The sequence below is a fragment of the Vibrio sp. Vb1755 genome (assembly GCF_033338635.1).
In the GTDB taxonomy this organism is placed as follows: Bacteria; Pseudomonadota; Gammaproteobacteria; order Enterobacterales; family Vibrionaceae; genus Vibrio; species Vibrio alginolyticus.
The window spans coordinates 35662-55674 of the sequence record NZ_JAWOTA010000028.1; the positions used below are offsets into that span (position 1 = coordinate 35662).

General features: G+C 44.6%; 20 protein-coding genes. All 20 read right to left on the bottom strand.

Annotation, left to right across the window (positions count from 1 at the left end; all coding sequences use genetic code 11):
* Positions 1 to 489, bottom strand: coding sequence for a rod shape-determining protein MreD (gene mreD, locus R7E00_RS19020; protein ID WP_005381141.1), 489 nt, complete (start codon positions 487 to 489; stop codon positions 1 to 3).
* Positions 479 to 1375 carry a rod shape-determining protein MreC gene (gene mreC / locus R7E00_RS19025; protein WP_005381142.1) on the bottom strand — a complete coding sequence of 299 codons (897 nt, stop codon included), beginning with the start codon at positions 1373 to 1375 and terminating at the stop codon, positions 479 to 481. Before mreC ends, mreD begins: the two co-directional genes overlap by 11 nt.
* Before the next feature lie 149 nt (positions 1376 to 1524).
* Complete coding sequence (locus R7E00_RS19030; protein WP_005381144.1) at positions 1525 to 2568, bottom strand: rod shape-determining protein; 1044 nt, start codon at positions 2566 to 2568, stop codon at positions 1525 to 1527.
* Between the two features lie 151 nt (positions 2569 to 2719).
* Positions 2720 to 6643 carry a DUF6701 domain-containing protein gene (locus R7E00_RS19035; RefSeq protein ID WP_262606367.1) on the bottom strand — a complete coding sequence of 1308 codons (3924 nt, stop codon included), beginning with the start codon at positions 6641 to 6643 and terminating at the stop codon, positions 2720 to 2722.
* A gap of 6 nt (positions 6644 to 6649) precedes the next feature.
* Entirely contained in the window at positions 6650 to 7087 is a 438-nt protein-coding gene (locus R7E00_RS19040) for an MSHA biogenesis protein MshP (RefSeq protein ID WP_213877784.1), read from the bottom strand.
* The gene (locus R7E00_RS19045) at positions 7077 to 7805 is read right to left on the bottom strand and encodes a PilW family protein (protein WP_213987487.1); all 729 of its coding nucleotides are present in this window, start codon (positions 7803 to 7805) and stop codon (positions 7077 to 7079) included. Before R7E00_RS19045 ends, R7E00_RS19040 begins: the two co-directional genes overlap by 11 nt.
* Positions 7805 to 8389 carry a type II secretion system GspH family protein gene (locus R7E00_RS19050; RefSeq protein WP_262606368.1) on the bottom strand — a complete coding sequence of 195 codons (585 nt, stop codon included), beginning with the start codon at positions 8387 to 8389 and terminating at the stop codon, positions 7805 to 7807. Before R7E00_RS19050 ends, R7E00_RS19045 begins: the two co-directional genes overlap by 1 nt.
* Positions 8386 to 8865, bottom strand: a complete 480-nt coding sequence (locus R7E00_RS19055) for a type II secretion system protein (protein WP_017636197.1) — start codon at positions 8863 to 8865, stop codon at positions 8386 to 8388. Before R7E00_RS19055 ends, R7E00_RS19050 begins: the two co-directional genes overlap by 4 nt.
* Positions 8866 to 8980: 115 nt before the next feature.
* A complete protein-coding gene (locus tag R7E00_RS19060; protein WP_017821316.1) occupies positions 8981 to 9214 on the bottom strand; it encodes a hypothetical protein in 234 nt (77 codons plus the stop codon).
* Positions 9215 to 9288: 74 nt separating this feature from the next.
* Entirely contained in the window at positions 9289 to 9771 is a 483-nt protein-coding gene (locus R7E00_RS19065) for a type II secretion system protein (RefSeq protein ID WP_130545228.1), read from the bottom strand.
* Positions 9772 to 10062: 291 nt separating this feature from the next.
* Complete coding sequence (locus R7E00_RS19070) at positions 10063 to 10524, bottom strand: MSHA biogenesis protein MshF (protein WP_171343297.1); 462 nt, start codon at positions 10522 to 10524, stop codon at positions 10063 to 10065.
* A 3-nt stretch (positions 10525 to 10527) separates the two neighbouring features.
* Positions 10528 to 11751, bottom strand: coding sequence for a type II secretion system F family protein (locus R7E00_RS19075; RefSeq protein ID WP_005381186.1), 1224 nt, complete (start codon positions 11749 to 11751; stop codon positions 10528 to 10530).
* A gap of 8 nt (positions 11752 to 11759) precedes the next feature.
* A complete protein-coding gene (locus R7E00_RS19080; protein ID WP_005381188.1) occupies positions 11760 to 13484 on the bottom strand; it encodes a GspE/PulE family protein in 1725 nt (574 codons plus the stop codon).
* Positions 13481 to 14575 carry a tetratricopeptide repeat protein gene (locus R7E00_RS19085; RefSeq protein WP_262606369.1) on the bottom strand — a complete coding sequence of 365 codons (1095 nt, stop codon included), beginning with the start codon at positions 14573 to 14575 and terminating at the stop codon, positions 13481 to 13483. Before R7E00_RS19085 ends, R7E00_RS19080 begins: the two co-directional genes overlap by 4 nt.
* Entirely contained in the window at positions 14572 to 15417 is an 846-nt protein-coding gene (locus R7E00_RS19090; protein WP_053303467.1) for an ExeA family protein, read from the bottom strand. Before R7E00_RS19090 ends, R7E00_RS19085 begins: the two co-directional genes overlap by 4 nt.
* A 44-nt stretch (positions 15418 to 15461) precedes the next feature.
* Positions 15462 to 17102, bottom strand: a complete 1641-nt coding sequence (gene mshL / locus R7E00_RS19095) for a pilus (MSHA type) biogenesis protein MshL (protein WP_258513925.1) — start codon at positions 17100 to 17102, stop codon at positions 15462 to 15464.
* Between the two features lie 20 nt (positions 17103 to 17122).
* Positions 17123 to 17455: a hypothetical protein gene (locus R7E00_RS19100; protein ID WP_005381196.1), complete on the bottom strand. Its 333-nt coding sequence runs from the start codon at positions 17453 to 17455 to the stop codon at positions 17123 to 17125.
* Complete coding sequence (gene gspM, locus R7E00_RS19105; protein WP_005381197.1) at positions 17448 to 18098, bottom strand: type II secretion system protein GspM; 651 nt, start codon at positions 18096 to 18098, stop codon at positions 17448 to 17450. The genes R7E00_RS19100 and gspM overlap by 8 nt, the downstream gene beginning before the upstream one ends.
* On the bottom strand, positions 18095 to 19540 hold the full coding sequence (locus tag R7E00_RS19110; protein WP_167415479.1) for an MSHA biogenesis protein MshI: 1446 nt from the start codon (positions 19538 to 19540) through the stop codon (positions 18095 to 18097). Before R7E00_RS19110 ends, gspM begins: the two co-directional genes overlap by 4 nt.
* 11 nt (positions 19541 to 19551) lie before the next feature.
* Positions 19552 to 20013 (bottom strand): EAL domain-containing protein (locus tag R7E00_RS19115; RefSeq protein ID WP_318124459.1); only part of this gene is annotated, 462 nt, incomplete at its 5' end.

The window sequence follows — 20013 nt, forward strand, 5'->3', positions numbered from 1 at the left end:
TTACCTTACGTGCCATGCACGACGAACTCGTCGCATTAATAAAAACATCCATGGCCAAAGTATACAGTTTATTGCCGCCGTCCACAGAGATAATGGATTAAATACTACGTCCTGGTTCAAATATTCCCCACAGAATATCAGAACTTCCAATAACGCAGTAAAAAAGGCAATTAAAATCGACTGTTGCCACAAAGCCATGTTGCGAATCAACAGGAAATTCAGCGCCACGAGGTAGATAACGATCGACATCATCATGCCACGAATTCCAAGCGTTGAGCCGATCAAGATATCCCACAATAAGCCCAACACTAGCGCAGTTCCGACGTTCACTCGGTGTGGTAGTGCCAACACCCAATAACACGTGACAAGGAACAACCATGACGGACGTAACACATCTAACACACCTGGCCATGGAATGGTTTGCAGTACCAGCGCAACGAAGAAACTGACGCCAATCACCATTCGGCTACTCAATACATTATTGGCCATCGGTTACCTCTTGTTCTTGCTCTAACCCTTCATCTACATTGGACCGCAGTACTTTGTGTTGACGGTCTTCATTCGGCCAAATCAGCAGTAGGTAGCGTAAGCGATCAAACTCCACAACCGGCTCAGCCTTGATTGAAGCGAACTCTTGACGCGTATCGTGATCCACATTGGTAACCGTCGCGACTGGGTATCCCTCAGGGTAAATACCACCTAAACCGGATGTCACCAATAAATCACCAACCTGAATATCTGTGCTGGTTGGAATGTGCTCCAGTTGGATTTCATCCATTTCACCATTGCCCGATGCGATCACTCGGATATCATTGCGGATCACCTGGACAGGAATTGCATTTTTCGCGTCCGTTAGCAGCAGAACACGTGCGTTGTGCGCTGCGACAAACGTAACCTGACCAACGATGCCTTTCTCGTTGATAACAGGCTGACCAACGTAAACACCATCAATACGGCCTTTATCGATCACCACTTGATGACGATAAGGTGAAGTATCCACCGCCATTACTTCTGTCACGACTTTCTTTTCATCACGGACAAATGAAGATCCTAACAACTTACGTAGGCGTTGGTTTTCTTCTTTATATTGGTCGAGCAAGATAAGCTCGCTTTTCAGGCGTAGCACTTCTCGCTTTAAGCTGCGATTGCCTTCAACCAATGCCTGATGAGAATTAAAACGTTCAAATACGCCATCGAACATACTACGAGGCAAATTCGCTGCGTACTGAATCGGTGCAACCATACTGTTTAGTAGGTATCGAACGTTGGAAAACGTATCTAGACGACTATCGGCCAGCATTAAGCTCGCCGACACGATGACAGCAAAAAACAGACGTAATTGCAGAGACGGACCTCTGCCGAAAATCGGTTTCATCTTGTTTTTGACCTGATTGCTTCCATGATTATTGAGCCTTACTTGGCACCTAAAAATACTTAACTAAATACTTTTAGGTATGGAGCATGTTTGAATTACAGAGAGAGCAGAAATGAAGGTGAAGCCCGACATGAGCTTCACCTAAACCTTTATTCTTCAGAGAACAGATCGCCACCGTGCATGTCGATCATTTCTAGAGCTTTACCGCCACCACGAGCCACACACGTTAGTGGATCTTCCGCGATAACCACAGGAATACCAGTTTCTTCCATTAGCAGACGGTCTAGGTCTTTAAGTAGTGCACCACCACCGGTTAGTACCATACCGTTTTCAGAAATGTCTGAAGCAAGCTCTGGTGGGCACTGTTCTAGTGCAACCATGACTGCTGATACGATGCCAGATAGCGGCTCTTGAAGCGCTTCTAGGATCTCGTTTGAGTTCAAGCTAAAGCTTCGTGGCACACCCTCTGCAAGGTTACGACCGCGAACTTCAATCTCTTGAACTTCATCACCTGGGTAAGCAGAACCGATTTCGTGTTTGATCTTTTCAGCCGTTGCTTCACCAATCAAGCTGCCGTAGTTACGACGTACGTAGTTGATCACAGCTTCATCAAAGCGGTCACCACCGATACGTACAGACGATGAGTAAACCACACCGTTTAGAGAGATAACGGCAACTTCAGTTGTACCACCACCGATATCGACCACCATTGAACCTGTCGGCTCAGATACGCGTAAACCAGCACCAATTGCCGCCGCCATTGGCTCGTCGATTAGGTAAACTTCACGGGCACCAGCACCAAGTGCTGATTCACGAATTGCGCGACGCTCAACTTGGGTAGAACCACAAGGAACACAAACAAGAACACGTGGGCTTGGCTTTAGGATGCTGTTATCGTGCACTTGCTTGATAAAGTGCTGAAGCATTTTTTCGGTTACGTAGAAGTCAGCGATTACGCCGTCTTTCATTGGGCGGATAGCGGAAATGTTGCCAGGTGTACGACCAAGCATCTGTTTTGCTGCGTGACCGACTGCAGCAACGCTTTTTGCAGAACCTACACGATCTTGACGAATAGCAACTACAGAAGGTTCATCAAGGACAATTCCTTGCCCTTTTACGTAAATTAGAGTGTTGGCTGTACCTAAATCGATAGATAGATCGTTAGAAAACATGCCACGAAGTTTCTTAAACATACTCTTCGCTCATCCTGCAAAAATATAGAAGACAAAAATTGCTCTAAATGTACCAATGCCTCGCTGTCACAGCAAGGTATTGGTACACAAACATGAGCAGAAAGCCTCAATTTCTTGCAGTTTCCTAACTTAAGGGCAAAAACCTAAGTTGTTACTGTCCGGTTAACCCTGGCTCACCACGGTAAATCACACGGTCATTACCACGGTGAATACCGAAGGTGACGACGGAGGATGGGTTTTCTTCACCAGCTTTCTTATTGTCCCAGTTGTACTTGAGCCAAGGTAAGCCATTTTTTGAATCATCAAGATCTAACCAAACGCGCGTTTGCTGGCGATATGGTTCAGCTTGAGTTGCGGTGACAGAACGAGAAGAACCAGAAGCAACTTCTCCACCAGCTCCTAACGTGACTGCTTTGGGAGTGGCTCCAGCACCTGTTGGCCAAATATGCGTTTCAGCGGCAGTGACACCTTTCACATCGGTTTGATTGTCATTAGGGTTGGCGATAAAGCGGCTACCATTCCAGTACTCAACTCGAAGTGGCACATGCAATGTCGAACCTTGGTTACCACCTACATCATCTAGGTCAACACGACCAAAGCGGATGTCGGGTTGCCTAACTAAGCGGGAGTTGAAATCTCCGTCAGTAATGTACTCAACAGGGTCAGCATTGTTGGTATATATCAAACCTATCTCTGATTTGGCAGTACCAGTCACAGAGTTAAATGGTCCATCAGGGTAGCTACCACCAAGATCTTTGTTCCAACAAGCACTGCCGATACACTGACCACTATTACCGACTGAGAAGTCTCCGATACTTTTATCAGATTCGTTACTCCAGTCTCCTGCGCCAAAATCAGGCGCATCGAATCGATCAGAGTAATGGTCAATATCGTCTAGGTTGAACTCCGCTTTTGTAACAAAGTCTGCATAGTTCTTAATCGCAGATTTGTTAGCATTCAATGCCTCCACGCTAAACTCGACCCCATCAAAAGGCTGATTCATATAAGCAAAACTTTGTGAACCAGGGTAATTCCAATCGCTGGCGATGACTTGGAAGTATTTAGGATAGAAACGACCAACGGTGACGTCATATTCATCTAATTTCTCTCCCAAATACGTTGCTTTAGTTTTAAGGTTTAAAGAGCCAACTTCATCCCAAACGTATTCAACTGTTTTACCCGATTTAGCTTCTTCAGAGCTAAAGTCTAAGCTTGAACCTTTACTTGGGTCTAAGTTGGCGATATCACTACCCAATGGATACAAGACAGAAAACTCAGCATCAAGTGGTGCAGCCGTATTTGAATCAGAGAAATAGTTTTGTGTCAGTGGGTATTCACAAACATTGGTAGCATTACCACGTGAGTCGCTATGAACGACTGGTTTATAGGTCACATTAAAGCTTTCAGCAGAGGCAATAAAGCCATCACCAGTAGCTTGTGTCTCAGGGTTAGCTTTTCCACCATTTTTCGCCACAATATTACATGCGGCAATTTTCCATGGTCGAGACTTAACGCTGAATGAGCCATTGAGAACCACTGATTCTTGCTCACCTTTCTCTTCATCCGGAGCGATTGGACACCCATCTGAGTACTGAGGATCACACGTGAAATTCGCATCTTCGAGTTTGATTGTGTACAAGCCCGACTCCATTAGCTTAAAGGTATCAGATGTCTTACCTTGCTCTGAGTCAATAAATTTAGGCTCATATGTTAATAAGCTCGCGTCACTGCGCCCGTCAGCTGGTGTTTCGATTTCCAACTGAACACTTGGTGAGCCCGTGTAACTTTTCACTACCGTTTGCTGGCCATCGCTACAAGCTAATACTCTTGTTTCTATTTGATAATTTTTACCAGCTACGATTGCTTGGTCATCTACGTCAAACTTGAATGGTACAAATTTGAAGGTAGACGTCTGCGTTTTTGATGGATCATTGTCCACCGTAACCTTTAACGTATATTCGTCATTAAGCTCAATACCATTTTGATCTGTAACGGTAACTTGTAGCTTCAACTTACCAAGCTTCGAAGACACATTGCTTGTAGTAAAGCTTGGGTAAGTGCCTGTACCAGTGCTATCAGCGACTTCTACAGAGAACTTATCGGCATCAGGATAAACCTGCACAGTAACCCCTGTACTTTCCGCATAGCCATCATTCTTGGTTTCTATTTCAAAGCTAGGTTGCTCTGTCCCGCACATCAGCGCATATTGTGTTGCTGGAGATAGCGTTACTTCATAGTTGTCAGAAGGCGTAAAACAGTGGTTGTCGGTCGCTATAATTTGCGCATCCTCTGTCATATAGATTTGACGCGCAGTTACCGCACCACGGACGATACTGTTATTATCCACTTTAACATCTGACTCGCTATATAGCAGACCGACAAACTCACTATCTTCACTTAGTAGAACATTAGAATCTTGACTACCGTGAACAAGAACGACAAGTTCTCCAGATTTAGTCGTGGTATTCTCTTCTTTAAACCAACTTTTCTTACCGTCTTCCTTCTTACCGCTCATCGAAAGCTTTTTGATATGAATAGTAACTTTTTCACCAGCAGGTATCGAAATCACACCACCATTATTAATGTCGATGCTGGCAACCCAGTAAGTACCCGTTTTAAAAGTTACTGTGCCTTTACCGACTGAAAGGTTTCCAATAACTTCATTATTCGAAAATTCACGCTCACTCTCCCAAACATTGACATTATTCAAGTTAGGGTCATCCGGACTCCTAAAGCTCTCGAGCTCTTGTTTTGTAACCATTAACCCGGAATCACCCAAACAACTTTGCCCATCACAGCTTGCTTCATTTCTTATATCAATCGAGCTTGGAGAAAAACCAACATACCTCTTGCCATTACTGAGTTGAGCTCCCGTTATTTTGGTTCTATTGCTCATCTGTAACAAAGCATTTGTGTTGCTAGACCATGTTTGAGCTGGCGAAGGGAAAAGTTCACAAACCCCATCAACTGGAGGTTTATCGAAAAGGAAGTAGGAGAATGGTTCGACAACATGACCACGTTCCGAGTCTCTCTGCATATCTTCTTCATTGATAAGAGCTACACCTGTTTTTGTCACTGAGCAGCGACGTAGCCAACCACCATTGTTACCATTACGCGTTCTTTTAGACGCAAGTAATACAGGTGCAGACTTAAAGCCAGAAACAGGAAAATTACTCACTTGTAAGCAACCCTCTGTAATTGGTTTAATGACGTTGTCGTCCAATGCTCCCAACGTATTTCGTGTAGAGCCATCCCCTAACCAGAACTTACGACCATTCACAAAGCCTTGCCCGAGACCAGCAACAAAAGCTACGTCCTCAGATTTAGCTAGCACAGCATTCTTCGTAACTTCTGAACGATCTAAAATCAATGAGAAGCCTTGTACTGTAGGATTAAGTGCAATTGAACTCAGCCACAAAGGTTGCCCATTAATGTAGTTATTCTTAGTTTGTAATTGAACTAAGACGCCAGGGGCAGACGCAAAAGAAGTATTTAGACCAAAGTCCCTAAATAGCACATTTTTACTTTTGTAGGTTGTACCACCAATATTCGAATAAGTAAGGTCGGAGCTTACCTTACCCGCAACAATCATGGCATCCCCATCAAACTTGATAACACCAGGTTCGATAACGAGGTAGTCTATGTCTTCCATGGGAGCATCAACGAAAGTCACCCTCTCACCTTGATTATTGTTGTCCGTGCATCGCCACTTCCCGTTATTGTTTTGCTTCAATCGCTTACATGCCGCGCTATGTGGCGGAAACAACTGCTTTACTGTGGCCTGAGTTTTGGACTTTGACCATATACGTAAATTTGAAGGATACTCCGTCCTCTTATCCGCGAAGTTAGACATTGACGCATCAATCGTCGACATCACAAAGACAAGCGGCTCTTCATCGTAGGTGTTCTGAAACTCGATATCACATGTAACACCACGTTCATTATTCAATACCTTACAATTTTCAGCAGGGATGGTGCCAAATTCAAACTGAGGGTTGTTATTTACTGCAGCAAAACTGATTGACGAAAAAAGGAAAAGAGCTACCGTAAGTAACGATGTTATTATTTTTTTCATTGTAATTTACTCCCTTACCCAAACTTCTTGCTGACGTTGAACTTTAGACACTCCAGAACCACAAACAGCCACACTTTTAACCACATATAGCACCACTTCTTCACCAGGAAAGTCCCCTGGTAGCTTACCTGCCTCCTGACATTCAATCGTTGTAACTTTGCATGCTTTATCAAACAAGCCACTGTCAGGCTTAACGCTTTTAGCCTTAATATCATCGCAACGAGTTTCAACAGCAGCGGAACCACCTAAAGGAAAAAACTGAGTTAACACCCAGTCATTACTCGATTGAGCTGTAAACCATGCCTTTGTACCCAAAAACTCACGCGTTAAACCACTTTGATTAGACCAAGTCACTTTCATTAGTGATGCAGCCAAGTACCCCATTACGATAATGACAAAGAGCGTCACAATTAACACATTGCCTTTTTGCTTATTATGGAACATTCAGCACCTGCACATCTTGTTGGTACACACTACTTTCACCGGACTGTTCAAACACGAACCTCAGATGCACCAGCCCGCCTCGGTGAAGCGATGTATCGTCATATTTGAAATAGCTCTGAGATTGATCATCAACATAAACAAGATTGTCGGCAATTATTTCGCCGTTACGCTGTATCTGTGCGCCTACAAAGCAATATTTCACTGACTTAGATGAATCATAGAGATAATGTCGATTAGAAACGGAGCGACTAGTTACTGAACTAGCGCCGTTAATGATCTTGTATGATTTATTCGAATCTGGAGAAAGCGCTCCAACATCAACACTATGAGTGGATGAGGTTAAATCACTTAACCGTGTTGGGTTAATCACCATTTTCAAGCCACTATCAAATTCGGGAGCATTATTACCAAAAAAACCCACCACAAACTGTATATCATTACCAGAAATCGCATAAAAACCAGAGTGCTCTATAGGCATAAACATCAGGCAGTTTTTCTCTTTCTCATCGATAAAAAAACTATTCGGCACCGCATGACGAATCTCTCGAGATATTTTCTCAATAACGAATTGCGCCTGAGTTTGTAGTCTCTGCCTATCAATAGTATCAGCATAGCCCTTTGCTCCTAACTGCAAATAACCAGCAATTCCGAGCATGATAAAACTACCAATCACAATAGTGATGACCATTTCTATTAAAGTGAAACCACAATTTTTCATTAGTAATTTCCCCTTATCGCAGACAGTGTTAAAGGCTGTGTTTGTCCGGCGTAAATAGTCATAGTGACTCGTTTGTAAGGCGTGATATCTTCCTGTGAAGGATTATTGACACCCGTTCCATCTGATTCAACGTATTGCACTTTCACTTCAACTCGAAAGTTCTTGTAATCATTTGCCATAGACGTGCCAAGAACGTTACTCAGCTCGTATAACGGCGTAGAGTTACATTTAGCCTTTGTGCTTTTCGTATACCAGCAACCGATATAGTCATCGACATCATTAAAACTAGTTGGATTGGATTCACCACTATCCGCCCCAAGACTTGTGGAACAATCCGTACCACCAAGGACAGTCTCACCACAGCGTACCAAACCACCATCAAAGTCGCTGTTTTCATCGAAGCCTCGCGCCAATATCTGAGACATGAAACCTTGGCCTAATGCGGCCGCGCGGGTTTGATAATGAGGGATGGCGGAATCTCGAATCTGAGGGACAAGAAAAGAAGTAAACGCCACCATCGCAATGCCCATTAAAACAATCGCGATGATCATTTCTATCAAAGTCATGCCACTAGATTTCTTCATGAGCATGTACCTTTTGAAACATAACCTTGAGTATTAATTTCAACTTGGCATCGGCTTCGACCATGTTTATCTTCAATTAAGATGTTTACAGCACCACTTACAGGATTGCCGAGAAGGTTAAAATTAATTGTATTTGCGGCACCGCTGATAACGGAAAACCTTGCGGACTTATCGATAACCACGTCACTACGGGCATCTTGTGCACTGCCTGTTAGAGCACAGGCAGTAACCGAACCAACACATGAGCTAGAAACTTGTAAACGAAAGTTGTTATCAGGACTTGTAGCATTCGACTGCATACGATTCACCTGCACTTGGCGAATCACAGAAATCACGCGTTCTTGTAATGCATATGCAGAGAAACTGCCAGATCCCATAAAACGGCTGGCTGCAAAAAGTGAAAGGATAGAGAGGAGAACAATCACGAGGATTAACTCCATTAACGTGAACCCTAATGCAGAGCTGCGAATTTTCATAACCCAACCTTAGGCTTAGAACAAGCGAGATAAGTATACGATGAAATTATGAGATTAATGATAGGTTTATAATTTTTCGATTCGAAGTGTGAACAGACGAACAAATAACCAATGTCTAGTTATTTTGCCCTTTTGAACGACCAATTTCTTCTTCAATTCGATCGTAGGTTTCTTTGTTGCTTAGCGTCTCAGAAACGTGCTCAGCGGTTTGCTTGGTTTGCTCCCACTTGGCTTCATAAGTTTCTGGTTCAAAGCTGATAAATCTTGGTAATACCACATAACCGATCACACCTAAGATAACCAGCACAACTACAAACTCTATTGCACTAAGACCCGATGATTTACGCATATGAACTATTCCGAAATTAATCAAAATAAAGAGATAAAGGCCAGACTAGCTGGCCTTTGTACACAAAAATAAGGTTAACAGCCAGTGTCTACAATTGATGTTGAAGCACCCGAAGCTGTACCAGTACCACTCGCCTGTGTATAACTTACGTAACAGTTACCTTTAACAAGCTCTGCAGCTTTGGGCGCATCTGCATCGGCAACTGTAGCATTCTTAAATGTGGCAATTAGTTGTGTACTACCACTAACTGCGCTGTACCAGTCTTCTGATAACCCATTGACTGCATCGTCTAAAGAGTCTGCTTTTGGGAAACCATAAAGTGTCGTTACTCCCTCAACGTCCACATCACTAGCACTAGCTTCAACACCTTCAATTGCTGCTTTACCATATACAATACCAGCAGCTCCATCCATGGCACCTTTCAGGCCTTGAAGTGCAGATTCACGAGCATCAGATTGCAGGTTCAAAAAACGTGGTGCTGCAGTGACCGCTAGAATACCTAGGATTACAATTACCACTACCAATTCGATAAGGGTGAAACCACCTTGTCTTTTCATTGTTTACTCTCTCTATGTAAGCATGCAGTACAACTGCAAAGTTTCGTTTAGGTCACGCGACCATTTTGGATATTGTCAAAACGGTTTGGGGCAGCAACGTTCACTAAAACTGACCGTGAAGTGGATACTGTATCTACCGCTTGAGCAGAATGACGATTCGCCATTATTCAGTTCATGCTGCAATGAGAAAAACACATTATTGTTTACCCTCTATTACAGCTTCTTACTTATGGTAATGATTGCATTATACCGACTTTCAATACCAATTATAGTGATTAGGTGTCAAAAAATTCACTCCGCCGACATTTCGACGTCTATTTTCAGTTGATTAGCTGTTGAAATAACTACAATCGACTGACCATTTTCATAAGTGTATTGACAGACATAACGATCAGTTTTGATGGCTCCACTGATATCTATTAACTTGTTGGTCATTATTTTACGTTGGGGGTAATGCACCGCTAGCCAATAACCACAATCTAATACACCTTGCTGAGTAAAGGGAGACACTAACCCGCCCTCTGTCATAGTAAGGTTAAAACCATCCATCAGCATATGTTCTGGCTCGCCTTGTACTAGCCAAGCTTGACGATAACGCTGAACACTGTCTTGCATCCAAACTCTCGCCAACTTCGCTCCAGTTACTTGTGCTTGCTCAGTGATAGGACGTAATTTGACCGACAAACCCACCGCCATAATCGTAGCAATAACCCCAAACACAATAAGCGTTGCTCGGCTTTGATTTTCAACCACCTATTAGCCGCCTTTGATGATGTCGAGCATTCCCCACATTGGTAAGAAGATACCCAATGCCAGCACCATGACCATGCCTGCGACAATCACCAAAAGTAATGGTTCTATTCTTGCGGTTAGCGTTTTTAGATCGTAATCGACTTCTCGATCGTAAAAGTCCGACACCTCCAGCAGCAACTCATCAATACGACCAGTTTCTTCACCTACTGCAATCATCTGAATCACCAATGGGGTAAATATTTTACTGTTGATGGCCGTCACTGAAATGGTGCTACCCGCTTCAATTGCGGACTTCATCTCAAGAATTCGGTTTTCTAAAAAACGGTTCCCTAAGGCTTCCCCGGCCAAAGCCAAAGACTGGTTAAGTGGCACCCCTGATTTCAGCATCAACGAGAAGGTTCTGGCAAAACGAGAAAGCTGCGCACGATTAACGATATCGCCTACAATTGGCAGCCGAAGCCGAAACTTATCGAACTTCTCCCGACCATCAGCCGTCGCCACCCACGCTCTGAATACAGTAAACGCGCCAATCATTGCCACAACCAGCAACACCCAATAATTTACAAAGAAATTAGAAGTCGCGATCAAAATACGCGTCGGCAATGGTAGCTCAACCCCAAAGCGCGTGAACATCGATGCAAACTCAGGGATCACCAAGATATTCAATACAAACATGGCGATGGTGATAAAGATAATGACAAACGTCGGATAACGCATCGCCGCTTTAATGCGTTTGCGAGTCTCAAGTTCCTGTTCGTAGTAATTCGCCAGTTGCAATAGCGCTTGGTCAAGCCGACCCGTATTCTCACCGACGTTGATCATAGAAACGAACAGTGGGCTGAATACTTTGCTGTGTTGCTGCATCGCAGAAGACAAACCTCGGCCATTACTCAGTTCAGAAACGACATCTTCTAGCGCCTCTTTGAGCTGTTTGTTTTCGCAATTTTGCAACAAGCCACGCATAGAGCGCAGCAAAGGTACGCCAGCTTTAGTCAAACTAAACAACTGGCGAGAGAAAAGAATAATTACTTCCAACGGAATAGCAGGCACAAACAGCTTAGATAAGCTCACTTGGCTTTTTGCCGACTCTTTCTCTAACCGTACATTGAGCGGGATGACCCCTTTATTCATCAAAGCTTCCGCCGCAGCTTCTGAGTTCACTGCTTCGATTTTGCCGTTAGTGGATGAGCCGTCTAGCGTGCGGCCTTGATAACGAAAAGTTGGCATTCACTTACCTATATGAAAATGGGATCAGTCTTACCAGAAGCATCACCCTCACCTAGGGTCATCACTTCATCCAAACTGACGGTGCCTTGTAGCGCCAGTTCCATTGCAGAAGCAAGCAGTGGCTTATAGTTTTCTGAGCGGCGCGCGGCTTGCGCAAAGCCAACCGCATCATTGGCGCGCAATTTATCCATCATCTCTTGCTCAAGTTCGAGCATTTCAAACACACCGATTCGGCCTCGATAACCAGTCAAGTTACAGTTTTGGCAACCTGCGCCTTTATAAAAAATGGTGCTAACTTGATTTGGGAAACGCCCAGCTAACCACTGCTGGCGAGACTCATCTAAGTGGTCTTCTGTTTTACAATCTGGGCAAACTCGGCGCACAAGACGCTGCGCCACCACGGCTCTGACTGCACTAGCAACCAAGTAACCCGGCGCTCCCATATCGATCATACGTAACGCACTGTCGACAGCATCGTTGGTGTGGAGAGTACTCAATACTAAGTGACCCGTTAGTGCAGCTCGCAGACCAATTTCTACCGTCTCTTGGTCACGCATCTCACCAACAAGAATGATGTCTGGGTCTTGACGTAAAAAGGTTCTAAGAACACGCGAGAAAGTTAGATCGATCTTACTGTTAACCTGTACCTGAGTGATACGAGGCAGACGATATTCAACCGGGTCCTCTGCTGTAATGATCTTTTTCCCAGGTTCGTTGAGCTCACTCAATGCGCCGTAAAGCGTGGTGGTTTTACCGGAACCTGTCGGCCCGGTAACCAAAATCATGCCATGCGGACGCGCCAACTGTCGACGTAAGCGAGCAAGCAAGTCTGGCGGCAAGCCCGACTCTTCTAACGGACGCAAACCAGCGGACTGGTTAAGCAGACGCATTACTACAGATTCTCCGTACTGCGTTGGTAACGTCGACATACGAATATCAATTGATTGGCCACGAACTTTGATATTGAATCGGCCATCTTGCGGCAAGCGCTTTTCAGAAATATCTAGGTGTGCCATCAACTTCAGTCGAAGAACCAAAGCCGATGCAATATTCACTTCATTTAAGAGCGTTTCATGCAATACGCCATCAATACGCTGGCGCAAACGCAATACTTGATCGTCTGGCTCAATATGAATATCCGAAGCTCCAACCTGTACCGCATCTTCAAACATGGAATTAACCAGCTTTACAACGGTAACCTCTTCACTATCGGCTTCATCAATACCGTAATCAAAGCTTTGTACATCTTTATGCTCTTCATGCAGCTGTTCAGCAAAGGAGGCTATCTCTTTAGTACGGCGGTAATAACGGTCAAAGCTTGAAATAAGCTGACGCTCTGAAGCCACAATGAACTCAAGGTTGTATTGACCTAACAAGTTCATCAATGATTCTTGGATGAACAAGTCCGCAGGGTCACTCATAGCAACGCGCAGTGTGTCCCCATTTCGAGCAACGACCATCGCACGTAAGCGACGTGCGTGTACCTCAGGTAAAATCTGCACGGCTTCGGCATCCACAGGCGCACGACCAAGATCGATCAGTGGCAAACCAAGCTGCTGAGACAAGAAGTCCAACATTTGCTTTTCGGTAATAAAGCCAAGGTCAATTAACGCATCCCCTAGCTTCTGCCCGGTACTGCGTTGTGCGTTTAGTGCTTGCTGGATTTGTTCTTCAGAGACGATACCTTCCTCTACCAGAAGATCGCCCAAGCGTTTTCTCAACTGAATTTTCATTGTGCGCTCTCCAACTCTTTCAAGATGCTCAAACGGTCACGGATAAATGCTTGCGATTGATTCGAAATGCCAACTTTACCCAGAGCTTGGTTGTAAGAGTGAATCGCGGCAGTAAAAGCCAGGGCGCGCTCTTGTTGAATAGCCAAACCTAACCACCAGCGCGCGTTTTCCGGCTCACGCTGAGTTAGGAGTTGATAGCTCTCAAGCGCAATGTCATTTTGCTTGTGTTTTTGTGCCAATGCCGCACGCATCGCCAAGTAATCTCGACTTGGTACTGGAGGCAAATGAACAAGCGGGCTCAGCGCCGCTTCAGGTTGATTAGCTTTCACTAACAACTTAGACAAGGCCAAGCGGAGTACTTGGTTGTTCGTATCTAGGTTGATACCTTCTTGAATAATCTCATATGCTTTACGCGTGTCACCTTTACCAAAGTACAACGCTGATAACTTTTGACGCGTGTCTGCATTCATTGGCTCATAACGTAACGCCTCGGCATAAGCCGATAACGCCGTTTGCATATCGTTAGCATCCAGTGCTTTTTCCGCTCGGCTAACCGCTTTAAGAGATAATTGGCGGTGAGTAAGCTCAACCTGCTCAATGCGCATTGAACTGTTTTCTGATGTTGTGTGGGTTACGTGATCGTATTGCTCCTCGCTCGGCATCGTTGCTAACTGCGCGAGTAAAACTGCATCATCAGAGGCGATATTTATCTCAGATCTTGGCGTGAACCTATCAGTCTCTTGCATGTGAGGCTGTTGCGCCACCGGCTGTGTGGCTGGTTTAGTGTAAACCACTTGAGTTGTATCGGGCGTCATTTTACTCGTTGGCGAGTGAGTGCGCTCCGATGAAACAATTGGTGAGACATTCACAGACGACAGTGGCATAGCGTCGGTTTGAAACTGTGATAGCTCGCCTGAAGGGACAGGACCGCGAGAGACCGCCCAGCTACCAACCGCAAGGCTTAACGAAAAACCGGCGACAAGCCAAAGCCAAGGTTTACTGCGTGAGACACTTGGAATCTCCGCACGAGTAAGCTCTGACGGCGATGTTTTTTCAGCAAGTTCTGATAATGCTTTATTGATGGCACTCAAGGTTGACTCCATCCCCAAAATACGGGTGTTTTAAACTTAGGTTTACGGGCATCAAACGTATCGTGCATAGCGGCGTAAACGTGATGATTTTTCAATAGTGTGCAACGCTCATTAAATGCAGCAAGCAACGACTTGTGGCTAATTTGGTTTATCAAGCGCGGAATCCCCATGGATGAACGCCAAATCGCTTTTTTCTGTTCAATAGAAAAAATGTGCGCCCCATTGCCTGCTTTATCTAAACGATTATTGATGTAAGCCACGCCTTCATCGATAGAGAGAGGACGTAACTGGCAACTAAACGTAATGCGTTGACGAAATTGCCTTAGCTCATGGTTAGCCAATCTTTCATCCAACTCAGGTTGTCCGAATAACACCAATTGAATGAGCTTATCTTGTTCCGTTTCTAAGTTGCCAAATAGACGTAATGTTTCTAAAGCTTGTGGGGAAAGAGCTTGCGCTTCATCAACGATCAAGACGGTTTTCTTTCCCAAGTAATGTACTTGAATCAAGTGCTCTTGAATGAGGGAAACGATACGCAGCGGATCATCGTTCTCGATACCCAACTCTCTGGCGACAGCAAACTGCAACTGTTCCCCATTCAACACTGGATTGGGTAAGTAAATAAGCTCAACTTCAGATTCAATCTGCTCGATCAGCTTACGGCATACCATGGTTTTTCCAGTGCCTACTTCTCCCGTCACCTTAATCACCCCTTCTCCCATTTGCACGGCAGCTAGGATGGTTTGGATCGCCTCATAGTGAGGGACTAACCCCAAGAACATTTCTGTATTTGGGGTTAACGAAAAAGGCTGAACTCGGAATCCAAAGTGTGACAAGTACATACTCGAATCACAAACCTATTGAAAAACAGAACCTTTCCCAGCGCTTATTGCGCATCTGGGAACCACTCTTGCAGCAGATCACGAGAGCGCTCTAGCTCTTTCTGCCAAGAGTTCACGCCAACTACGGTCGGTTTTAGCAAGATGACCAATTCTGTTTTCTCAGTTACGTTATTCACGTTGCGGAACAAATGCCCCAATGCTGGTACATCGCCCAAAAATGGGACTTTAGAAACAAGCTCACGATTTTGCTGTTTCATCAACCCGCCGATAACCACAACATCGCCATCTTTAGCACGAATAACCGAGTCTGATTCACGAATAGAGCTTTTCGCTAATGGCAGTTGGATGTTTTGGAAATCTCCGCCCAAGTTCAATTGCTTCACTTCTTCTGTAACTTCAATAACTGCGGGGTGAACATGCAGGAACACATTGCCTTTGTTATCAATTTGCGGAGTCACATCGAGGGAAATACCCGAGAAGAATGGCGTCAGTTCCACTTCAGGAACTGCATTTGAGTTTTCACCGTTGCCTGCATTACTCGATAGCTCGGTAACAAAGTACTCATCGGTACCGACTTTGATGACAGATTTTTGGTTGTTGGCAGCGGTAATACGAGGGCTCGAAAGGACGTTCAAGTCACCTTGCGTAGACATAAAGCTCAACACTGCATTGAAGTTACCATCCGAAATAGTCACGTTGGTTTGACCGCCCAAGAGCGTGCCAATCGCATCCAATGGTGGTAATGCCGATGCAGGGCGGTTGACTACGATACTACCCGAGTTACCAATTGACGCCGATAAGTTTGACCAGTTGATGCCTTGTTGGTAGCCATCATTCAACGTCACTTCTAGGATTTTAGCTTCAAGAATGACCTGGCGCTGCATGCGCTCCTGCGATACACCTAAGAACTCGCGTACTTCGCGAATATCATCTGGAAATGCTCGAACCGTAATAACTCCCGCTTGTGGCGTTACAACCACACTTTGCCCTTTGCCTGAACCAATTAGATTCGCAACAGCTTGCTGCAGCATAGGCCAGAAGTCACTCTCAGTGATGGTTTCAATGCGTGTACCACCCGTAGATGTGGTCGAGCTATCGTTGTTGTTTCCATTGTTAGAGTCTGACGAGTCAGAACTGTCTGAGCTACCACCAGAATTAGACGTACCAGCCGAGGTTACAGAGCCCGTAACAATGCTGGTTAATGAGCGACCAGAACGCTTGAACTGCAGGTAATCGACTGGAATGGTCACAGTACGCATACCTGCTGGGTAGATTTGAATAACTTTGCCAGACTTCACCACGTCATAGCCATACATATTCTGTACGACATTCAGAACTTCATCCAATGTCACATCTGACAAGTTGACGGTGATATTACCTTGTACCGATGGGTGAATCGCCACGCTGTACTCAGTGCCTTTCACTAATGAGGCGAAAAAGCTTCTTGCATCGACCGAATTCGCCTGAATACGAAAACGCTTCGAGGTGCCTTGCTCTGATGCAACGTTCGAGTCTAAATTTGGCATCAAGTCTGCCTCAACAGAAGAAGGGATTTCTTCCAATGTGCGGCTGTTCGCTTGATTGATCGATTCATTGAGCGCTTCTTTAACTTCCACTGGATTCCGATGACCCATTGAACATCCCATTAAAGAAGCAATCGTTATTCCTACAACTAATTTGCGCATATCTGATCGGGCTCTGGTTATTATTGTTTTACGTTTAAATCAAAAAGCTCTAGGTCCCACTGACGGTTACCACGCTTTAAAGTTACAAATTCACTATTAATGCTCGCGACGCGATAACCCTTAAATAGCTCGCCTTTTTCGACAAGTTTGTTATCCATAATCGCGATACAATCAGTACTTGGCTTACACACAATACTGTTGAGCTTAGGCAGTCGGTACCGTTTAACTTTTGGTTTCGCTGACGTTTCAACCGCTGGCTTTTCCCAACCAAGTGGGGCCGTTGGGTCTTGGTTTGCCCAAGCGGTTCCTGCCGCTGCCATAACAAGCAATGAGATGATGAGTTTGTTAACCACCAATAAACTCCTCTCTAGATCCTAGTGTGTAGACTTCTAACACAAGCTTCGCTTTCGGGTACTCTTCGACTTTATAACTAAAGCTTCGCCAGTAATAACTCGCAGGAAGGCTCTCCAATTTATTCAGATAATTAGCAATAGAAAAATAGTCACCAGTCAGTTCCATACGAACAGGATGCACGTAGTAACCAGAGTATTGCGATGCTTCTTTATCTTCCGTTATTGGCTCAGATGGCAAGGTTTGCAGAGACAAAAGGTGAATGCCACTTTGCTGCTCCAACACATTTTCAAGCAGCTCAGCCATTTGCGAAGGTGTAATAAGATGCTCGATGATCTCCGCTAATTGCATCGAAAGATGCTGACTCTCAGCTAACAGATTAGATATCGCGCGATCAATCTCAGCATTTGGATCTTTCTTAAGTTGCGCCTGAATACGTAGCGTATCGATTTCAATCTTTTGATTTGCTTGCTTTAAATTACTTAGTTGCCTCTCATTACTGATGATCTCGTTAAGCTTTGGCTCCAATACCAGCGTAAAGAGCAACATGATTACGACAACTAAACCGCACAATGCAGTGAGCACCTTTTCACGCGTACTCATTTCGCCAAAGCGCCCTTCTAATGAGAGCCAGAATTCGTTCATTTCTCTTTATCCTCGCGCGTTTTTAGTTCAAACGTCACAATATCCTTATCATTTCGACCTATTTTGACGTCGTCAAACGTTCGACCAACCAAGCTAATTTCGTTTTTAAATTGGCTAACCCAATTTGGCACTGAGCTCGGTTTTTTCGCTAGTCCCTTCAGGTCTAAGGTATGGGTATTGATTCGAATTTCGGACAAAGAAATTTCTTGGTTTCCTAGCTTCGCTAATGATTGCATCACGCCAGAGTAACCCGTGCGTTGCGAGTCATCGTATTTCCCGACAGCTTTAAGCGAGTCTCGCTTCGCCTTGACTTCACGTTCTAAGCGGGCTTTAGCTGCCAGCTTATTATTGTCAGGTTGATGCTTACGTAGCTTGACTTGATAACGTTCAAGCTCTGACTTCATGATATCGCCTTTACTTTTTACAATAGCAATCTCATCTTCCAAACCGCTGCTCTGCCAAGTGACATAACCGTAAGAAAATAGAATTGCAGCCGCCGCAACGCCCCAAGATAACGCGATATTTTTTAGCGTCAGGAGCTCTTTTTTCGGTTTTAAGTAATCGGGATATAAGTTGACGCGTCGAGTATTTGAAGTAGCCGCAGTGTCAGCCAAAACATGTCCTGATAGCTCATGTTCTGGTGGTAATAACGGTGAAACCTTAGTACTTAAACGGTAGTTCAGAGCCTGAACAAGCTCGCTCTCATCCTCTTCATCACAGCACACTTTCAATTGATGTAATTGCACGTGGCGTAACTGAGATGAAAGATAGTCAATCGAACGTTGCAGTTCTAACGACAGACTGTCCATCTGTAAATCGCTAGACGGAACCCCCGTTAACGGTGGCGTCACACTGCGAATAGAGCGGTGGAACGCAATAGTATTTTCGACAAAAGCGCTTATACGGAAATGACCACGCACACTGCGTTGTAATAATAGGAAGTTTCCTAGTTCACCCGCAGTCTCTCCCCAAATATCGTCTTCAGGAAGAATGGCTTCTAATGGTAACTGGGCTCGACTGGCCAGTAACACAATCTTATCCAATATTTTTCGCGATAAGACGTATGCTTGCACTTTGGTTGAATTCGGTAACTCGACCGCATCGGCAATAATGTCGATAGCACGCTCAGAGATCAGTTCTTTCAACAAAAACGGTAATGCGGCTGGCCATTCTTGACGCGGCATGACCGGTTTGTCGATTTGGTACATCTGGTAATAGTTATGAGAAAGAACAACCGTTAATGAATCATACGCACTCGCTGCAACGCTCAATGCTTGCTCAACGGCTTTTTCCCAATTGGACTCAGAAATATCAAATTGGTATGGACGACTACTTTTGATTGAAGATGATAAATAAACGGCGTCTGGCTGAATAACCAAAAAGCAGGAGCGACCACCACTAGATGATCGCTTAAGCTTGTCGAATAGTGCTTTGAAATCCATGATTATTATCTTTATTTTTTCCGCCAGCGATTTCGTCTTCCCAATTTAACTTGGGATTCTGATTGAGAATTCGGCAACGCTTGGGGACGAGGAAGAAACTGCTGCTCCGCAGAAAAGTAACGCCCTTGCCCACCATAAACCCCGAGCTCAATTAATGTGTTGAGCTCGTTCTGATTCTCAATTCCCACTGCTATAATTTTAGTTTTACTGTTTGCCGCCGCACCTAGCATACTGCGAACAAATAGCTGGTTTTCATGACGTTGGTCGATTTTTGCTACTAAACTGCGATGAAGTTTAAGGTAACGAATGTCCACTTCTTTTAAATAGTGAGTGCTGACAATGGTACGCCCAGCCTGCCCAACCATTAAGTGGCACCCTAAACCGGCCAGCATTTTAGCGACTGGTCGCATAAAGTCTAAGTGTCTTACAAATTGTGCTTCAACAAACTCAAAACTGAGACACTTTCTCTGCTC

What these genes read in the sequence shown, in the direction of transcription:
- mreD (WP_005381141.1), bottom strand. Translation starts at nt 489, where the DNA reads ATGGCCAATAATGTATTGAGTAGCCGAATGGTGATTGGCGTCAGTTTC.
- mreC (WP_005381142.1), bottom strand. Translation starts at nt 1,375, where the DNA reads ATGAAACCGATTTTCGGCAGAGGTCCGTCTCTGCAATTACGTCTGTTT.
- R7E00_RS19030 (WP_005381144.1), bottom strand. Translation starts at nt 2,568, where the DNA reads ATGTTTAAGAAACTTCGTGGCATGTTTTCTAACGATCTATCTATCGAT.
- R7E00_RS19035 (WP_262606367.1), bottom strand. Translation starts at nt 6,643, where the DNA reads ATGAAAAAAATAATAACATCGTTACTTACGGTAGCTCTTTTCCTTTTT.
- R7E00_RS19040 (WP_213877784.1), bottom strand. Translation starts at nt 7,087, where the DNA reads ATGTTCCATAATAAGCAAAAAGGCAATGTGTTAATTGTGACGCTCTTT.
- R7E00_RS19045 (WP_213987487.1), bottom strand. Translation starts at nt 7,805, where the DNA reads ATGAAAAATTGTGGTTTCACTTTAATAGAAATGGTCATCACTATTGTG.
- R7E00_RS19050 (WP_262606368.1), bottom strand. Translation starts at nt 8,389, where the DNA reads ATGAAGAAATCTAGTGGCATGACTTTGATAGAAATGATCATCGCGATT.
- R7E00_RS19055 (WP_017636197.1), bottom strand. Translation starts at nt 8,865, where the DNA reads ATGAAAATTCGCAGCTCTGCATTAGGGTTCACGTTAATGGAGTTAATC.
- R7E00_RS19060 (WP_017821316.1), bottom strand. Translation starts at nt 9,214, where the DNA reads ATGCGTAAATCATCGGGTCTTAGTGCAATAGAGTTTGTAGTTGTGCTG.
- R7E00_RS19065 (WP_130545228.1), bottom strand. Translation starts at nt 9,771, where the DNA reads ATGAAAAGACAAGGTGGTTTCACCCTTATCGAATTGGTAGTGGTAATT.
- R7E00_RS19075 (WP_005381186.1), bottom strand. Translation starts at nt 11,751, where the DNA reads ATGCCAACTTTTCGTTATCAAGGCCGCACGCTAGACGGCTCATCCACT.
- R7E00_RS19080 (WP_005381188.1), bottom strand. Translation starts at nt 13,484, where the DNA reads ATGAAAATTCAGTTGAGAAAACGCTTGGGCGATCTTCTGGTAGAGGAA.
- R7E00_RS19090 (WP_053303467.1), bottom strand. Translation starts at nt 15,417, where the DNA reads ATGTACTTGTCACACTTTGGATTCCGAGTTCAGCCTTTTTCGTTAACC.
- mshL (WP_258513925.1), bottom strand. Translation starts at nt 17,102, where the DNA reads ATGCGCAAATTAGTTGTAGGAATAACGATTGCTTCTTTAATGGGATGT.
- gspM (WP_005381197.1), bottom strand. Translation starts at nt 18,098, where the DNA reads ATGAACGAATTCTGGCTCTCATTAGAAGGGCGCTTTGGCGAAATGAGT.
- R7E00_RS19110 (WP_167415479.1), bottom strand. Translation starts at nt 19,540, where the DNA reads ATGGATTTCAAAGCACTATTCGACAAGCTTAAGCGATCATCTAGTGGT.